The following is a 16,901-nucleotide window of genomic DNA, read 5'->3' as shown; positions in this document are numbered from 1 at the left end:
TGTAAGCTCGGGGCCTCTTCGGATTCGACCCATTGCGAGCCTTATGCCGTCGTTCTTCAAACGCTCCCTGTTGCCCAAACTGCGCGGTTTCCCCCTCACTCCCGATGCCCTTGAGGTGCTGTCCGGTGCCGACGCCTATCGTCGTTGCCTGCTGGAGAAGATTGCCCAGGCCACCCGGCGCATCTATATCGTCGCACTGTACTTGCAGCAGGACGAAGCGGGGCAGGAGATCTACGACGCCCTGCACGCCGCCAAGGCTGCGCGGCCGGAATTGGACATCGTGGTGGTGGTCGACTGGTTGCGCGCCCAGCGCGGCTTGATCGGTGCCGGCAAGCAGCCGGGCAACAGCGCCTGGTACCAGGCGATGACTCAAAGCCATAGCAGCGAAGTGCCGGTGTATGGCGTGCCGGTGCAAACCCGCGAGTTGTTCGGTGTGTTGCACCTCAAGGGCTTCGTGATTGACGACACAGTGCTGTACAGCGGCGCCAGCCTGAACAACGTGTACCTGCACAAATTCGACAAGTACCGCTTCGACCGCTATCACTTGATCCACAGCAAAGCGCTCGCCGACTCGATGCAGCACCTGGTTGAGCACGGCCTGGTGGCGTCCAAGGCGGTCAATCGTCTGGACCTGCCCAATCCGCCCACCACCCGCAGCCTGCGCAACGACATCGGCGATTTGCGCAGCCGCCTGAAACACGCGGCTTACGACACCACGGCCGGGCAACTGCCCAATGGTCACCTCTCAGTCAGCCCTTTGCTCGGGGTCGGCAAGAACAACCCCCTGAACCGCGTGATTCTCGAACTGATCGCCAGCGCCCAACATCAGCTGACTATCTGCACCCCGTACTTCAACCTGCCGCTGCCGGTAACCCGCGAAATCAACCGCGCGCTGGCGCGTGGGGTGAAGATCGACATCGTCGTCGGCGACAAGACCGCCAACGACTTCTACATCCCGCCCAGCGAGCCGTTCAAGGTCATTGCGGCGCTGCCTTACCTCTACGAAATCAGCCTGCGCCGCTTTGCCAAGCGCCATCAGCCGATGATCGACAGCGGCCAGTTGAACCTGCACCTATGGCGCGACGGCGATAACACTTACCACCTCAAGGGGATGTGGGTCGACCAGCGCTACACCTTGCTTACCGGCAACAACCTCAACCCGCGCGCGTTCCGTCTCGACCTGGAAAACGCCTTGTTGATCGATGATCCCAAGAGCGAGTGGCTGGCGCCGCGACGCACCGAGCTGGCGCAGATTTTCCAGCATACCACGCGTATCGAGGGGTACCAGGATCTGCAAACGCTGCTGGACTATCCAGAGGCGGTCGGCAAGTTTCTTCGTCGGGTCAGCCGGGTGCGGATCGAGCGGCTGTTGTACCGGATTCTATGAGCTTCCTACAGTCCTCTGAGCTGTTTTTCTCATCGTTCCGGAAAAGTCTGGAGGCTAGGCTGCCGATGGATTTCTTACTCTCTCTAAACCGTTCATGGACTTACGGTTTCATCCTTTAAGGTGCAATTGAGAGAACATACCCATGTTGGCAAGTCCTGCGTTGACCCGAGTGCCTGCGGCCCAAATCCCTGTTTATCCCGGCGCTACCATCGTTGCTGAGGAAGCGATAGGCCCTCAATCTCCCGTACCAGAGGCCCCCGGGCGACGTCTACGGCGTCAGTCGGGCAGCGTAGAGCAACAACACTCTACGCCCGGCTGGACCTTGCCTGCCGCACCTCCCGCTAACTCTGGACGGGCATCTGCAGATACCGCGCTGGGTAAACGCTTGCTGGCCTCCATGGAGGGCGGTTATTCCACAGTAGAAGCCCCGGCGGACAGCTCCTTGGCGCCTGCACTCGACATTTACGCAAAAGTACTGGCTCATCCGCAGTTACAGGCATGGTTCGCCAGCAAAGGTCTGCAAATGTCTACCTTGACACTGCACCGCGACAGTATCAGCGGTTATGTCTACCGTGACGGTGTCCGTACGGCCGTAACATTCAGCACCACGGACAGCTCCGGATGGGGGCAGGCCAGCGTGAGGCTGCGCAGCATCAAAGATGTGTTGGACCCGGCCGACGAGGGGCTTCCTTACTTGCAGGCAGGTGAATCCTGGGTGCCCCATTCCTTGGTCTTGCAGGTCTTTGGCTTGCAACTTCCCGTCTTTACAGAGGACCGGGATGAGTTGTTGGCATCCTTGCGTACCTCCGGGCTGGTGATGCCTGCGCAGCAGTATCAGCAGCTCAGCGTCAGTCTTGAGCGCGTCCGGCAATCCGTTGGTGATCTGGATGAGCGCGCCTTCCTGGCGGACCAATTAGACAGCGCCGTCAAGGACCTGCCTGACGATACTCCTTATGACTGGTCAACCCAGCCGGCGCAGTTGTCGGTGAGCACGCCACTGGCGGCGGGAGATGAGCTTGCACAGGCCCGGTTGAAACGCTTCAGTGAATCGCCGGCCGTGCAGGCATTGATCAAAGACCTGATATGGCCGGGCCAACCGTTTCGTGTGTCCGAGGGGCGGTTCGAGCACAAGACCCCGGCAGGGGAGTGGATTGATCTCACCGCGTACATCACCCATGTTGCCGAACTTGACCAGGAATTTCGCCCGTTGGTCACCCTGAGCCACACCTGGGGGAACGCCTTGTACTCCACGCCTTACTGCGATATCCGCCAGTACCTGGATCACAAAGGGTTGGGTTCACCGCGCACCGCCGGTGAGACACGCAACGTGGTCCAGTGGTTACGCACCGCGACCTTGCCCCCCGTGCCGCCGTTGGGAAATTATGCCGCGCTGATGGCAAGGGAGTGGTCGCCTGGCCAATTGACTTCGGACGATAAAGCCATCCTTAAGGCCAGCGCCAGCCAGCGTTTTGGCGGCGAAGTTCCTCAGGGTTTTTACGATCTCAGCGAAATATCCGTGCAGGCATTGCGAGACAACCCTACTGAGCAGCTGGAAAAACTGCTGAACGGACGCGACGCCTTGGCCTTTGGCGAATCCTTGGCACGCGACTTGATATGGATGGATTCGCCGTTGCCCAAAGCGGTGAGCCAACAGTTGGTTCTCGCTGCGCTCGCACTGCACTCGGACGCCGAGGCACCCGCGAAGCCAGGCTTCATCGCTGGCTACAATGTTTATCAACCCGCGAATATGGGGCGCTCCTTCAGCGCGGTACGCCGCGATGTTGAACAGCACCTGCAAGACACACAAGGGCTCGATCCAAAACTCGCCGTGCTGGTGGCCCACATCGGCCTGGCGCAGGCCGCTCCCGAGTTTCTGGTGAGGGATGTACCTCCATCCATCCGCGTCGGTACGCCTGCATGGGTGGAGCTACGCCTAGGGGCTGCGATGGCGGATCGCATAGCGCCCGGGACATCCCGTGGAATGACTGAAGAGCACGTCAGCGAGCTGACCACGCTGGCGCCTACCAGCGAGGCGCAGGCGTCATTGATGCAACTGCATGCGATGAAATTATTGCTGGATTGGGCGGTGCTCAACGGGGTCATTCCAGCGCTGATTGACGGGGAACACCCTCCAGAGGCGCTCAAGACCGCCAGCGAAGCGTTTTTCAAACAGCGCGAAGAGGTTAACACCGCCTTGAGCGCGGTGACGGCGATGCCGGATCGCAAAGCCATGGCAATCCAGGAGTTGCTAAAGGTATTTCCAGATTTCACGGCCAGCCAGTTGGAAGCGATGAAGGTAGTGATCGCCGACAGTGATGTACTGCGGAACATGCGCGTCTCCGAGCCGCGTACGCGTTCTCTGGTTGAAACGTACATGACCGGCGACTTGACGACGGGTAAGTGGGTGCTGACCCACGATATGCCGCAAACTGCGGTTCGTCCCCGGACTTCTCCCTATCAGCGGAGCCATGAAGTCATAGCGCCCCAAGAGAAACGCGATGCGTTGGATGCACGAATCCGCAAGTTGCCGATGCTGGACACCCTGCTGCAAACAGCGGTCAATGAGCACCGACAATCGCTCCAGACCGTCTATACCACGCGGCTCAAGCTGATGTTCTCCGAACTTTCATTGGAGGATCGCCAAATGTTGGAGCTGGGGACGGTCCAGTTGTACGGCATACGCGGGGAAACCGGGTTGCCCCCGGCCACGGAGACAGCCGCAGATCGGGCTGCGACTCGGGGTCGGCAAGGTACGCTGTTGCGCGCCGAACTGGATGGCAAGGTGAATTATTACGAAGTGTTTGCGAACGGCACGATCGTCAAGCGCACCAATCTGCCAAAACAACTCAAATTGGGCGATGCCTCGGGTGGCAAATCCAACCCTATGGGCTTGAGTGGCATTTATGTGACCGCGTTTACGGGCGGATTCAGCCTGGGCGTGGACTATGAAGCCTACGCTAAAGGCACTGAAGCGAAGCCTGGTAGCACGTCCAAAGTCATTGTTGGAAAACTCGGTGGGCCTATCGCTGGCCGTTCACTTGCGGCCGGTGAGGCACTGGAAACCTACGTACCTGGCACTTATGCATCGTCGAAGATACACAGTATTGCGTCGCGTATTGCCGAGCTCAATTTCTATGAGGCCGATGACGCCATGCTTGCCCGGGCCAAAGGGAGTTTGCCCCTGGAAAAGCAACGCGAGGCGCTGGGGGCTGAAAAAGCAATTTTGCTCGGGCTGGTGCCATTTGTGGGCGCCTACCAGGAGTTTGCCACCGGCAATATCGGCAAGGGATTGTTCAACCTGGGGCTGGACCTGGTCGGGCTGGCCCTGGGCGCGGGAGGTCGGGCACGGGCGTTGATACGCGCGGGCAGATCAATCACGCACAACCCGCTGGGTGGCGCCCTTCGAAAGCTGGGCAGCGTAGTGCATCCCCTCGCGCCAAAAGTCGCCTGGGCTAAACCCGTGGAGAGCTTCGGTGATCGGGCATTCAACTTCATCAAGGCGTCGGCGCTTTTCACCAGTGCAGCCATGAACCCGGCGGATGGATATGGGCAACTGGTCAACTCTGCGCTCAAAGGCTTGATCAAACTACCGTTGCTGGCCAGTGGTGCGACGAGGCTTGGCAACGCGGCTCCTCATCTGATAACCGTCGAGGAGAAGTTGAGAAGTTTCTGGCTTGCTGGCGCATGGGACTCTAAAGCGCCGACTGCGTCGGCCGGTTCGTCCGGTGTGTATCAGGGGGTGCCGGTGTCGGCGCAACGACACGGGGGCGATTGGTACGCGATCGATCCAAAAACGAATCAACCGTTTGGTACGCCATTGCGTGATTTCAGGCTGGGCGCTTGAGCCGCGTAGCGCTCGCCCGCCAGCGTGGGCGAGCGCTACGACGGTCAGTTCAGGCCTAGCTTGCCACGCAGGGTCGACAGGTCTTCAGCCAGGGTATTGACTGGCCCCACCAAGGCCTTGCGGTCATTGTCCTTCACCTTGTCATAGGTCTCGAAACCACCGTCCTTGGTCTTGTACTTGGCCAGGATCTTGTCCACGGTGGCGAAGTTCTTGTCGACCTTGGCCAGGAAGGCCTTGTCTTGCTTCTCGATCTGGCCACGGAACAGGTCGACGATTTTCTTCGCGCCGTCGATATTGCCCTGGAAGTCATACAGGTCGGTGTGGCTGTAGCGGTCTTCTTCGCCGGAGATCTTGGTGGCGGCGACTTCTTCCAGCAATGCTGCGGCACCGCCCACGACTTTCTCAGGCGGGAAGGTCAGACCATCGACGCGGGTCTTGAGGTCGTTGACGTCGGTGTTGAGCTTGGCGGTCAGCGCTTCCAGGCCCTTGGTGGTGTTCTGCGAGAACAGCGCGTATTCGATACGGTGGAAGCCGGTGAAGTCTTCGGCGGTCACGCCTTTTTCATGGTCGTCGACGCGGGAGTCGATGGACGCATCAAGGTCGCTGAACAGCTCGGCGATCGGCTCGATGGACTCATAGTGCACGCGGGTCGGTGCGTAGAGCTTCTTGGCGGTGGCCAGGTCGCCTTTGTTGATGGCGTCAGTGAAGGCCTGGGTCTGGGTGACCAGCTCGCCGATTTCTTCGGTGACGTAGATTTTGTAGTCCGACACCGGCCCTACCAGGTCCAGCGGCGCGGTAGCGGCGAAGGCTGCCAGCGGCGAAAGGGTCAGCAATAACGACAACGCGATAGACGACTTTTTCATGGGACGATTTCCGCTCTGGGTTTGTTTTAGGTCTGGGCAGTGGTTTGAGGGTGCGTTGCAGTCAGCAGCGTGCGCCCGATGAAATCCTTCGGCCCCGTGACGCCCGGCAAGGTGAAGAAGTACCCGCCACCGACTGGCTTTAGGTATTCCTCCAGGGGCTCGCCATTGAGCCGGGTTTGCACGCTGATAAAGCCTTTCTCCAGGTCAGCCTGGTAGCAGATGAACAACAGCCCCATGTCCAGCTGACCGTTTTTGTTGACGCCGTTGGAGTAGTTGAACGGCCGGCGCAGGATCAGGTTGGCCTGAGTCTGCGGGGTGCGCGGGTTGGCCAGGCGGATGTGGGCATCGAGCTTGGTCACTTTGCCTTCGGGGTCCTTGCTGTAGTCGGGCACCTGGGTCTCTTTGTCGCCGTCCATGGGCGCACCGGTCGGCTTGATGCGGCCGATGATGCTCTCCTGTTCTTGCAGCGGGGTACGGTCCCAGCGCTCGACGAAGTTGCGGATGATGCGCACGGCCTGATAACTGCCGTTGGCCGCCCAGGCCGGTTCGTCGCTGCCCGGTTGTACCCACACAATCTGGTCCATGGCCTTGGCATCGTTGGAGTTCGGGTTGGCCGAACCGTCACGAAAACCCAGGAAGTTGCGCGCGCTTTGCGCAGGCTCGCCGGGTTTGCTCGGTGCCTGGGGCGGCACGCTGCCTTCCTGCTTCCAGCGCACCAGCAGCAAGTCCGGAAGATTCTTCACGATGTCGCGCAGGGCGTGGATATTGGTGTCCGGCGTGTTGGAGCTGAATTGCAGGCTCAGGTCGCCGTGGCACTGCGCCGGTTCCAGTGCATCGTTGGGGAAGCCAACCATGCGGCTCAGGCGCTTGGGCTTGACTGCGGTGAGGCCGAAGCGCTCATCGAACAGTGATTCTCCGACGGACACGGTAATGGTCAGGTTGTCCGGCGTGACCACCGGGCCGAGGATGCCGGAGTCGGTCGGCGGCAGTTTCGGGTCGACTTGCGGCACGGTGCCGCCGGTCATCAGGAAGGCGATGCGTTCGTTCAAGGTGCGGAACAGGCGCTCCAGGTCTTCACGATCACTGGCCAGTACGTCGAACGCCACGAGCATGCCGCAGGCTGGGCGCGGCGTGACGATACCGCTCTGGTGCTTGCCAAAAAAATCGTGGTGGTCCTGGGTCTTGTCGCTGCGCGGTGCGGTGGTGACTTGTTCGGCGGCCATGGCCGGGCAGGTCAGGGTGCTGCCGGCAATGGCGGCGCCGGTGGCGGCCATGCCCAGCAGGACACGGCGGCGAGTAAGGTCAAATTGTTCTGAATCACTCATGTTTGCGGTCGTCTTCACTGCAGGCCGGAGAGGCCAAGGGCGGGGTCGATTCCATCGAGTGCAGCGGCCAGAGCCTTGGCCTTGTCGGCGATCTGCTTGCGCTGATCGGCGGTTACGCTGTCGTAGCGGCGGTACTGGCCGTCGACTTTCAATTCGTTGAGTTGGCTGTCGAAGGCCGTGAGAGCGCTGTCGACTTTAGGCAGCAGGTCTGCGGCAGACTTGGTCAGCAAAGGGCGCATCAGGTCGACGACTTTGTGGGCGGCCTCCAGGTTGGCGGCGAAACCATTCAGGTCGACGTGGCTGTAGCGCTCTTCTTCACCGCTGATGGCACGTACATCGGCCAGGCTGTTGAGGTTGCGCACCACAATGCTGACCAACTGCTCCGGCGGCAGCGACTGGGCGAGCAGTTGTTGCTTGAGGGTGGTGACGTCGTTCAGCAGGCGCTGAGCAACCGGCGCCAAGCCATCGAGACTGCGTTGCTGGAACAGGCTGTATTCCAGGCGATGGAAGCCGCTGAAGGCCGGGTCCTGCTCGCGCTTTTCAAAGTAGTCGGCGCGGGCGTTGATCGCGTTGTCCAGCTCGGCCAGGCGTTGCGATGCGGGGGCCAGGCGTTGGTAAGCCTCGCGCGCCGGAACATAGAGCGCTTGAGCCTGGGCCAGTTCGCCGGCGTCGACGGCCTGTTGCAAGGCGGTGACGGCCTTGATCAATGCGCTGCCTTGGCTGCTCAGGTACACGCGGAATTCCGACAGTGGCCCGATAAACGCCACCATCGACGGCTTGGCCTTGGCTTGCGCATCGGACTCGGCGGTCGGCGTTACGTGCAAGGTGCCGCGCGGGTTGCTCAGCAGGCCGCAGGTGATCGCGTAGTCGCCGGGCAGCAGGTTAGCGTTGATCACCTGGCTCAGGCCGGGGGCGATATTTTCGCGCTCTTCGACCACTAGCACGCCGTCGAGGATTTCCCATTCCACCGCACGGTCGGAGCGGTTGATGATGCGAAAGCTGGCGCGGCCGGCGGGCACGGTCAGCTCATTCGGTTCGCAGGCGTGGCCATGGATGGTCACGGCGATTTCATTGTGGTTGGTCTGGCGCTTGCTGGCCGCCAGTTGCGAGGCGTAATAGAACAGGCCTCCGGCGGCGATCATCACGACCACCGAGCCCGCCACGGCCCAGCGCAGGGCGCGGGGTGGCGAGGACGGTTGAGGAGTAGGGTTGGACAAGAGGCGGTCCTTACTGGTTGGCAACAGAAGAAGGTGAGGCGGCAGGCTTGGACGGTGCGGTGGGCAGGAAGAACATCACCAGGGCTACCACCAGGTAAATCAGGTAGGCGCCGAGGGTGCTGATGGTGGGCGCTTCCTGATAGCCGAACATCCCGGCCAGCACCGAACCCAGTGGGCTGTCCATGGGTAGCGCGGCGCTGAAGTCGAACAGCACGGTTTGCAGGTGATTCCATACCCCCGCTTCGTGCAGGGCTTGCACCGAATTGGCCAGGATGCCGGCGGCCACCACGAGGATAAACAAGCCGGTCCAGCGGAAAAACGCGCCCAGGTTCAGGCGCATGCTGCCGGTGTAGATCAGGAAACCGACGATGATCGCCAGGATCAAGCCGAGCAGGGCGCCAATCGGTGCGCCTGGGCCTTCACTCTGTTGGAACACGGCCAGCAGGAAGAACACGGTTTCCAGGCCTTCGCGGGCCACGGCGAAAAACACCATGAGAATCAGTGCGGTGACCTGGTGCTTGGAACCGGCCAACGCGTGATCGAGAGATTCGTGCAGGGAATGCTTGATGGAACGCGCCACCTTGCGCATCCAGAACACCATGGAGCTGAGGATGCCCACGGCGACCAGGCCGACGATGCCTTCGAACAATTCCTGTTGTTTTTGCGGGAACTCGGCGCTGACCAGTTCCAGGCCACCACCGACCAACAGGGCCAGTGCGGCGGCGAGAAATACACCGATCCATACGGCCGGCATCCACTGGCCACGGCCGGTCTGTTGCAGGTAGCTGGCGATAATGCCAACGATCAATGCGGCTTCAATGCCTTCGCGCAGCATGATGAGGAAAGGAACGAGCATTCGGCACCGCGTGACAACTAGATAGGGTGCTAAGTTGTAACATAATGATACTCATTGCTAAACAACAATTCTTGACGTTTGCTGAACAGTGGCTGAACGGTGGTGGCAAAGCGCATCCGCCCTTATGATGCGTGCCATTCTTTGCGCAGCTCTGGATATGCGGCCCACCATGTCGGAAAAAGACACCATCTCTATTCACCTTGTGCGCGAAGCCTTGCTGCAAAGCTGCGCGCCTGGGGCGACGAGTGCCGAAGTGCTGCACAAAGCCGGGATTGACCCGCAGTGGCTGGCCGAGCCTGCCGCGCGGGTTTCGGCCACCACCTACGCACGGCTGTGGCGTCTTTTGGCACGGCGCACCGATGATGAGTTCTTCGGTATGGACCCGCGCAAGCTCAGGTCCGGCAGCCTGGCGTTTCTCTGCCGCGCTGCAATGGCGCAGCCAACGCTTGCCACCGCCCTGGAGGCCGGGCTGGAGTTCCTGTCACTGATGCTGGAGCGACTGCCCGCTGAGTTGGTGCGTCAACAAAGTCTGGCGGAGATCGTATTGGTCGAGCCCGAGGCTGAACCTAATCGGGCCTTCACCTACTTCACTTACTGGATGATCGTCCACGGTGTCGCATGCTGGTTGGCAGGGCGACGGATTCCAATCCTGGCGATTGAGCTGCGCTGCGCAAAGCCGGAATTCTGTCACGACTACCAGGTGATGTTTTCCGACAACCTGCGTTTCGACCGACCCCGCACGCGGATGATCTTCTCTGCCGACTGCCTGGACCTGCCGATCAAGCGCACCCCGGAAGAACTCAAGCGTTTCCTGGCCCATGCACCGGCCAATATCCTGGTCAAGTACCGCGACCCTGACAGTCTCGCCACACGGATCAAACACGATTTGCGCCAAATGCCCCCCGAAACCTGGCCGGAAACCGAAGGCCTCGCGGTCAGCCTGTGCATCTCGGCCTCAACCTTGCGCCGTCGTCTTGCGGAGGAAGGGCAGACCTATCAGGGGCTGAAGGACAGTGTGCGTAAGGAATTGGCGATTGTGTGGTTGGCGGAGCCGCAGATCAGCTTTGCCGAGATTGCGGCGCGGCTGGGGTTTGCCGATACCAGTTCGTTCTACAAAGCATTTCGCAAATGGGCGGGGTCGAATCCCGGCCATTATCGTAGTTTGATTGTTGATGATCCTACATAACGCGTAAGGGCGCGGATGAAATACATTTTAATAATCAGCTGTCACCGGGGAAGTTTGAATAGGGTTACGCACCTAGCATGCGGAATGTTTAGTAAGCCCACACTGGTCCAAGCGTGTTTATTCAAATATTTTTTGTCCGCCTAACATCAATGTTGCGCTCACACACAGAAAACCGATAAAACAGCAAGCTGCAACTATAATTAAAGTTGGCGAAAAACCGTAAGCCTCTAGTAACCCGCCGAACGCAGTATAGGAGATGCCAATGATAACTGAATTAACTAAATTCGCAGCAGAGATGCAAGATGCTCGTATATGTGAATCAATGTTGCTGTGAATATATGTTTCATATGAGGTTTCATATATGGCGGGTATCGACATAATTAGCAAGAAACTTATAGTTGAGGTAATTATTCCGATATTTAATGATAGAGTAAAAAGAAGGAGCGAAACAATCGCTGTGGTAGTAAAAGCAATGATTCCGAGAGAGAATCTAGAGCAAATAAAACCAGCAATGATGAATATCACCGCCGATATCGCTTCTACTGCAGCATAAATGCCAGCAATTAATGAGACCCCCAAACCCTGCATGGAAAAAAATGGCTGACCATAGATGAACAAGGGGATGGTTGAAAGCTCGAATAAAGCATATCCAATAAATAAAGGTATGAGTAAAGCGCCTCTTTTAGAACGGAAAAAAATTATTAGCGAACTGAAAATCGGCTTTGCATCATCATTGCCGACGTTGCTTTTTTCGTTGTGGTCTAGTGGCGTTGATGGGGGCGTCATTTCAGGGATTAATGTTACAATAAAAGCTCCGATAAGTTTTGAGGCCGCAAAGGAAATGTAAACAATGTCCCAGGACCAAGTGTCTTGTAATACGCCACCAAGAAGCATAGAAAAACCTAATGAAATTGCACCAATAGCGCGGGCATGTGATAATATTTTAGGGTAGTATTCAGTTCGATGCTCGGCTAATAAGTTGTCATACAATAATGCTCTGTCTGAACCGGAGGCCATAGCAATACTGGCGCCGAATAAGCAAAAAACAATTGCGAAAGGAATGAAAGAAGAAAATAGCAAAAAGCCAACGCCGCTGATCGATAGCCCTAAAAAACCGATGATAAGAGAAAGCTTTCGACCATATCTATCCGCAAGCAAACCAGATGGAATTTCTAGAGCTACGCAAGAAAAGAATAAAAAAGATTGAAGGATACCTATCTCTCCTTGTGTGATGCCTAGCTGTAGCAGGTAAAGCACGAACAAACTTCTCTGAACATCCAGATTCATAAATATCGATAGGGTATAATATAGGTTGTCATTTTTGTTTTTTAATGAATTAAACAGGTTGGTTTTCATTTAAATTCCTGTTTTTTGGTAAGCGCAAAGGTTTTGAAGTCTAAATTTAAAATGCATGACTCTGTCTTTGAAGGACCGGTTTTTGCCAAATGCTGAAAAGCTTCCCAAGCGATGAGGTTTGCAATAATCGAATTTGTTATTCCATTGGACGGAAACCGTGCAGGAACGATTATTTTTTCACAAGCGCGGCGTACCTCTCTAATCCAGCTTAGATAGGCTGCAAATGAGGAGCTATCTTTAAGAAGCGGCCCAATTATACCGTTGCTAACACCAACGGCACCAAACAGTGCTGATGTGACTGCTTTCAACGCTGCGTTAGCTACGTAATTTTGAATGGCTCCTTTGGGTTCATCAGCACAACAAATTATTAAATCAGCCCCTTTGGCTAACTTTGCCAGCTGGCCACTGGAAGTTATCTCGGCTATTATGGGTTTGGCATCGAGGACTATTTGATTCTCTATCAATCGCTTCGCAAGTATATCTGCCTTGTATTGTCCTATATCGCGCGCGCTAAAAACAAATTGACGATTAAGATTGCTCTGGCTCACTTTGTCGAAATCAATCAAGGTAAAAGAACCAACACCGGAGCCTGCGAGGCTTTGTGCAATTAATGATCCAGTACCGCCGCATCCAACAATTACTATTGAGGAGTTTTTTAACCGTTGACTCACGTCTTGATTGGGTGCAACAGCTTCATTCCAAAGCCAATGCATCGTTTGCAGTGGAGTAGTTCCGCAGGGCGGGGCAGCATGAATGAGATTAGCGTCTTTCAATCGTCGAAGAAGATTTTTTTGTGGCTCATTGTCAAACTCGAACACCACACCTTTTGTACTAAGCAGATGAAGCAGTTTCACAACATCAGGGTTATGGGATTTGATGATTTTTATACCATTCTCAGTGATGAGTTTAACTTGATCCTCATCACTGAGAATGACAACGTCACTGCGTAATATCCAATGGTTGCTATTTTTAAGCACTGGAAGAATCCTTTGTCATATTCATATCATTTATGTTTTTCGCAAACATAGCCATTGGTCTGTAAACCGTTTCGGCCAACAGCATAGGTAAAGCGTCTCTACTAGATTTGGAGTACAGCTTTAGAAAAATAGATTTAATAAGTTTTATGGATTCAACGGAGGTGTCCAAGCCAGTCACTTTTCTTTGAAATACAGTCAGACGCAAACTTTTTTCACTCGCGGCATCGACCAGTAGTGTCTTCAGTAATGTCCTCTCATTACTTGTAAGTTGTTGCCAGAGTTGACTGCACTCTTTGAGGAGGTGGAGCGATTTCTTTTTGTTTTTTTGTCGTGGTTCAACGAAAGCTTGAAGCAATGTCTCCGCGTGGCTCATTATTTCAAATGGGCTATTAACCCGTTGATAGCCTGCGAGAACAGGAAAAGAGTAATATATAGAAAATGCAGACCATGATAATAGTGTTTTTGTATTTGAGTCAGGAATGATATCTAATGCTTTAGTCAATCCAATGCCACGATACTGTGGATGTACAATAACTCGAAATGATTGTAATATGTTTTTATTGATCTCTGAGAATTCAGAAAATACTTCAAAGGCTTTTGGCCAAGGACGAATACACAAATTTACGCCGACCAACACCCCTTTAGCGTAAGCAGTCACAACATGGTCAACTAAAGGCGCTAAAATATCGATGTCATTCGGATTGTCATTTTCATAATGATAGCGTGAAAGTTTTTTATAGTCGTCTATAGTACCTTTCTTGATTGTTATTTCTAATCTTTCTAATATGTTCGTGTTTTTTGTTTCTCTACTTGAAATGCGATGTTTTCCATCTGTGCAAAGCTCAGTATGAACATCAGGTCTTAAATAATCGGCAATGTCCTCATGACAGGTTGCGATAAATGCACTTTGTCTGCTGGTGCGGAGGATTTTTCCTAAGTTTATAGCGACTATTTGAGCAGTACGTCTATCCAGCCGTGTAGTGAACTCGTCAAGGACTAGAGGCCCCGCTCCGTGGAGTAAAGCTGACGCAATAAGGAAGCGCTCTTTTTGTCCATCTGAAAGGTGAGAATAAGGAGCTATCAGGATGCGCGGCTCTCCCAATCCGAATTTTGAAAGATAGCGGATAACTTCGCCGGCATCGTCGTAAGGTATAATTTCCGCTATCGACTTCTCTTTATCAACATGGCTTGGTGTTCGTTTTATGGCTGAAAACTGTCGAGAAATATCTTTTAATAGCAAGCTTTTACCCACCCCACTTGCTCCTGTTATTAGAGTGATTCCGTTTCGAGGGATGTCTAGATTTGATAACGACTCCTTCCACCCATCTTCAGACAGGCCAAAAGTTTTAATTATGTCTTGGCATACTTTGCTTGAGCTATTCGGTGGTGGAGTATATATGTCTACTTTTGTATTTATAATATTCATAGAGTAGTTCATCTCAGTGTATTAACTATAATAGGCTTATCAGTTTTTAAGGTTGACATTGCTAAGGCATATGCTCGGGATGGAACCAATTGTCACGCTTGGACACAAGTCGTCTAACAAGTCATTAAGCAATTGTTGGTGCGCATTACTGAATATCGGGGAGCTTAATGTGTCGATATATAGTTTTTGGAGGTGCGGCGCACTTCTCCAAACTGGACATAATATTAGCGATGCATATCTGCCCCAAGCGTCATCGGTGGGGCCGGAAACGATCATTAGTCGCATAGAAGCTTTAACTTTAGGGTTTGAATAGCTATCAGATACGGGAGTGCAGCGTATACCATTTTTATGAAGGATAGTCGCAATAGACCAAGCTACTGTGGCGTTGGGATAATAATCGGAGAATGCTAGAGTAAGGCCACTTCTCGACGCTATAGGCGACCAATCGAGGTCTACCAAATTTTTCAACGGCAACGGATCATCAGATGGTGTAGAAACTTTTGCCCAACCTACATGTTCTGCACAGTTAATTTCTTTTAAAATATCTTTAATTTCTTGGCGAAGCGGTTTTTTGTTGCCTTCAACAAGCTCGCCTGAAAATACAAGAATACCTCTTAGCGATGTTTTCTTAATAATACGCAGTCCGTTGACTGTGCTTGAGTTAAATGGGGTGGCGGTATCTGCAGTTTGATTAATAATTCCTTTTTCGTAAAGAGTGATATTTTCTTCAGGATTGCGCACAACTTCTACAAGAATAGTGGGAAGAGTATTGTAAGGGCAAAAAGCTTCCCACCGGTTAGGAGCGATTTCAGAGATTTGTCGTGCTCCTGGCCATTCATCAGTACGAAATGGTATCCATGCGGGAGATGATAATAATCCTTCAAAAGCCGGGACTTTATTTTGAAATCTAATAATCGCATCTCCATCTTGTGTTAACGCTAAATTTGCATCGCGTAAGATTAGATGACGGATAATCAAATCATGCTTGGCCAGATAATTAAGCCCATTCAAATAATCCGTTCCTGAAATATCGCGCCGGCTGAAGTTTCTACTGACTTTGGGAGAAAGAATGTACGTACATCCATTATCCTCAATACTTATGTTACATCCGCCTTCCACACTTACGTTTGGGAGTGGTGCAGACAACGGTGAGCGTGGAGGAAGCGCTCCCAAACTTGCTATTTGCAGAGCTCCGTAGTTGCGAGGAGATCGTAATGGTCCAGGCGGTGCATCTACAGCAATTCTAATCAATTTATCATGCTCCGCCACATGGCCTCCTTACGCCCTGATAGAAGTTTTCGTAAAAACGCTAGATAGTGATATTTTTATGGGTCGAGTTATTCTGTGTTAATTTTATGAAAAAATATGCTGCTTGGAGCAGTGCGAAAATATTTGATTTGTGCACTGTCAATCACCGACTAATGAGTGCTCTTGTTATTCGGTGTCAGAATTTTGCATGCAATATGTTTTTAAGTGCTCTTGAGACTTCTTGGCTGATTTTTTAAGAAAGGCAATGTATTTTTTCTCGTGCTCAATAAAGCCGCCAATCTTATGGGATGGCAGGGGAGGCATTATTGTTTTTGCTCTCAGTAATTCTTGCCTGGCGGCCGTTCCTAAATCATCAATTTTTCTTAACATGGGTAGTACGAGCGCACGCATTTGCTGTTCAAAGAGCGGAAATCTATGAGTGTCTACATGTAAGTTTTGAACAGCGATAGTGAATCCGCGATTGATTACGTTATGCCACCATCCCGGGGGGATATAAATGGCATCACCCGCCGATATCGTACCTTCGAAAATATCGGCACCTTGCTCCAATACGTCACTAGCAATTCCAGAATTAAATAAATCTTGTCCATTCGAAACTGCGAATGTATGAGAGGGTGACACCAAACGTGCTTTTTTTTCGCCCACAATCATGGTTAATACAGAGTTCACAAAAAAAGAATCTGTGTGGAGAGGGCTTGATACCTGTTGGTAGCCGATAAGTAAATTCGTCGGCGGTATTGAAATCGAAGAAGGCAGTTTGTATAACCAGTTGTCAGGGAAGCAGGGCAGCGTCATGTCTATATCATCTAGAAGTTCAGGGAACTCTGTGTGATAGATCCATCCTCCCAAATAGGGTGGCTCATCGACTTCATCTGAAAGATAATTTTCCTGTGCTAACTTTAAATAGGTTTTCAAAAGCATTTTATATTGATTATTATAAAGTTCTTGCTTTTTTGTCTTGTAGTAGCAGACAGGAACCTCAACATGCCCGTAAGTATTTATGAAGTACTCGGCAGACCACCGTTTAATTGCAGGCCAATCCTTACCCATTCCTTTTAGAATCACTGGCGTTTCATTCATCAGATAGTTTTCTTGAAATAGCCTCGTATCGTCGGCATCAATCTCATCAAGAAAAATTATATTTTTGTTTGGCAAATGGATAATCCTCGTTGATGAGTTGCTATCGGTTTTTGAA

Annotated in this window: 12 protein-coding genes; 3 read left to right on the top strand and 9 right to left on the bottom strand. The window is 53.3% G+C overall.

Annotated features, from left to right (window positions below):
* Nucleotides 1-43: 43 nt before the first annotated feature.
* Nucleotides 44-1,387 carry a CDP-diacylglycerol--serine O-phosphatidyltransferase gene (gene pssA, locus ACP7C6_RS06835; RefSeq protein ID WP_311892212.1) on the top strand — a complete coding sequence of 448 codons (1,344 nt, stop codon included), beginning with the start codon at nucleotides 44-46 and terminating at the stop codon, nucleotides 1,385-1,387.
* A gap of 385 nt (nucleotides 1,388-1,772) precedes the next feature.
* A complete protein-coding gene (locus tag ACP7C6_RS06830) occupies nucleotides 1,773-5,231 on the top strand; it encodes a hypothetical protein (protein WP_426108469.1) in 3,459 nt (1,152 codons plus the stop codon).
* Nucleotides 5,232-5,275: 44 nt separating this feature from the next.
* Here ACP7C6_RS06830 and efeO (ACP7C6_RS06825) read toward each other — a convergent pair whose 3' ends face one another.
* From efeO (ACP7C6_RS06825) to efeU, 4 genes are read right to left on the bottom strand one after another with little or no spacing between them, the layout of a single operon-like run.
* Nucleotides 5,276-6,094 carry an iron uptake system protein EfeO gene (efeO, locus tag ACP7C6_RS06825; protein ID WP_028616056.1) on the bottom strand — a complete coding sequence of 273 codons (819 nt, stop codon included), beginning with the start codon at nucleotides 6,092-6,094 and terminating at the stop codon, nucleotides 5,276-5,278.
* A gap of 26 nt (nucleotides 6,095-6,120) precedes the next feature.
* On the bottom strand, nucleotides 6,121-7,419 hold the full coding sequence (gene efeB, locus ACP7C6_RS06820; RefSeq protein ID WP_028616057.1) for an iron uptake transporter deferrochelatase/peroxidase subunit: 1,299 nt from the start codon (nucleotides 7,417-7,419) through the stop codon (nucleotides 6,121-6,123).
* Between the two features lie 14 nt (nucleotides 7,420-7,433).
* Nucleotides 7,434-8,636: an iron uptake system protein EfeO gene (efeO, locus tag ACP7C6_RS06815; protein ID WP_236318960.1), complete on the bottom strand. Its 1,203-nt coding sequence runs from the start codon at nucleotides 8,634-8,636 to the stop codon at nucleotides 7,434-7,436.
* A gap of 10 nt (nucleotides 8,637-8,646) precedes the next feature.
* Nucleotides 8,647-9,492, bottom strand: a complete 846-nt coding sequence (efeU, locus tag ACP7C6_RS06810) for an iron uptake transporter permease EfeU (protein WP_028616059.1) — start codon at nucleotides 9,490-9,492, stop codon at nucleotides 8,647-8,649.
* Nucleotides 9,493-9,661: 169 nt separating this feature from the next.
* Here efeU and ACP7C6_RS06805 point away from each other — a divergent pair, with 169 nt between their 5' ends.
* A complete protein-coding gene (locus tag ACP7C6_RS06805; protein ID WP_426108468.1) occupies nucleotides 9,662-10,678 on the top strand; it encodes an AraC family transcriptional regulator in 1,017 nt (338 codons plus the stop codon).
* 117 nt (nucleotides 10,679-10,795) lie between these two features.
* On the opposite strand, the gene ACP7C6_RS06800 is transcribed toward ACP7C6_RS06805, so the two are convergent.
* The 5 genes from ACP7C6_RS06800 to ACP7C6_RS06780 all read right to left on the bottom strand — a co-directional run bounded on the left by ACP7C6_RS06800 (nucleotide 10,796) and on the right by ACP7C6_RS06780 (nucleotide 16,861).
* Nucleotides 10,796-12,034: an MFS transporter gene (locus ACP7C6_RS06800; protein ID WP_426108467.1), complete on the bottom strand. Its 1,239-nt coding sequence runs from the start codon at nucleotides 12,032-12,034 to the stop codon at nucleotides 10,796-10,798.
* On the bottom strand, nucleotides 12,031-13,011 hold the full coding sequence (locus ACP7C6_RS06795; protein ID WP_426108466.1) for a ThiF family adenylyltransferase: 981 nt from the start codon (nucleotides 13,009-13,011) through the stop codon (nucleotides 12,031-12,033). The genes ACP7C6_RS06800 and ACP7C6_RS06795 overlap by 4 nt, the downstream gene beginning before the upstream one ends.
* Nucleotides 13,004-14,437 carry a hypothetical protein gene (locus ACP7C6_RS06790; protein WP_426108465.1) on the bottom strand — a complete coding sequence of 478 codons (1,434 nt, stop codon included), beginning with the start codon at nucleotides 14,435-14,437 and terminating at the stop codon, nucleotides 13,004-13,006. Before ACP7C6_RS06790 ends, ACP7C6_RS06795 begins: the two co-directional genes overlap by 8 nt.
* Nucleotides 14,438-14,476: 39 nt before the next feature.
* Complete coding sequence (locus ACP7C6_RS06785) at nucleotides 14,477-15,706, bottom strand: hypothetical protein (protein ID WP_311892231.1); 1,230 nt, start codon at nucleotides 15,704-15,706, stop codon at nucleotides 14,477-14,479.
* Nucleotides 15,707-15,871: 165 nt separating this feature from the next.
* Complete coding sequence (locus tag ACP7C6_RS06780) at nucleotides 15,872-16,861, bottom strand: cupin-like domain-containing protein (RefSeq protein WP_426108464.1); 990 nt, start codon at nucleotides 16,859-16,861, stop codon at nucleotides 15,872-15,874.
* Between the last annotated feature and the right edge of the window lie 40 nt (nucleotides 16,862-16,901).

It is taken from the genome of Pseudomonas sp. TWR1-1-4 (assembly GCF_049897165.1).
In the GTDB taxonomy this organism is placed as follows: Bacteria; Pseudomonadota; Gammaproteobacteria; order Pseudomonadales; family Pseudomonadaceae; genus Aquipseudomonas; species Aquipseudomonas canadensis.
The sequence above is the reverse complement of the archived record's forward strand: the minus strand, read 5'-3'. Positions and strand labels throughout refer to the sequence as shown.

Coding starts and splice junctions, on each gene's coding strand:
- pssA (WP_311892212.1), top strand. CDS start 44: ATGCCGTCGTTCTTCAAACGCTCCCTGTTGCCCAAACTGCGCGGTTTC.
- efeO (WP_028616056.1), bottom strand. CDS start 6,094: ATGAAAAAGTCGTCTATCGCGTTGTCGTTATTGCTGACCCTTTCGCCG.
- efeB (WP_028616057.1), bottom strand. CDS start 7,419: ATGAGTGATTCAGAACAATTTGACCTTACTCGCCGCCGTGTCCTGCTG.
- efeU (WP_028616059.1), bottom strand. CDS start 9,492: ATGCTCGTTCCTTTCCTCATCATGCTGCGCGAAGGCATTGAAGCCGCA.
- ACP7C6_RS06805 (WP_426108468.1), top strand. CDS start 9,662: ATGTCGGAAAAAGACACCATCTCTATTCACCTTGTGCGCGAAGCCTTG.
- ACP7C6_RS06800 (WP_426108467.1), bottom strand. CDS start 12,034: ATGAAAACCAACCTGTTTAATTCATTAAAAAACAAAAATGACAACCTA.
- ACP7C6_RS06790 (WP_426108465.1), bottom strand. CDS start 14,437: ATGAATATTATAAATACAAAAGTAGACATATATACTCCACCACCGAAT.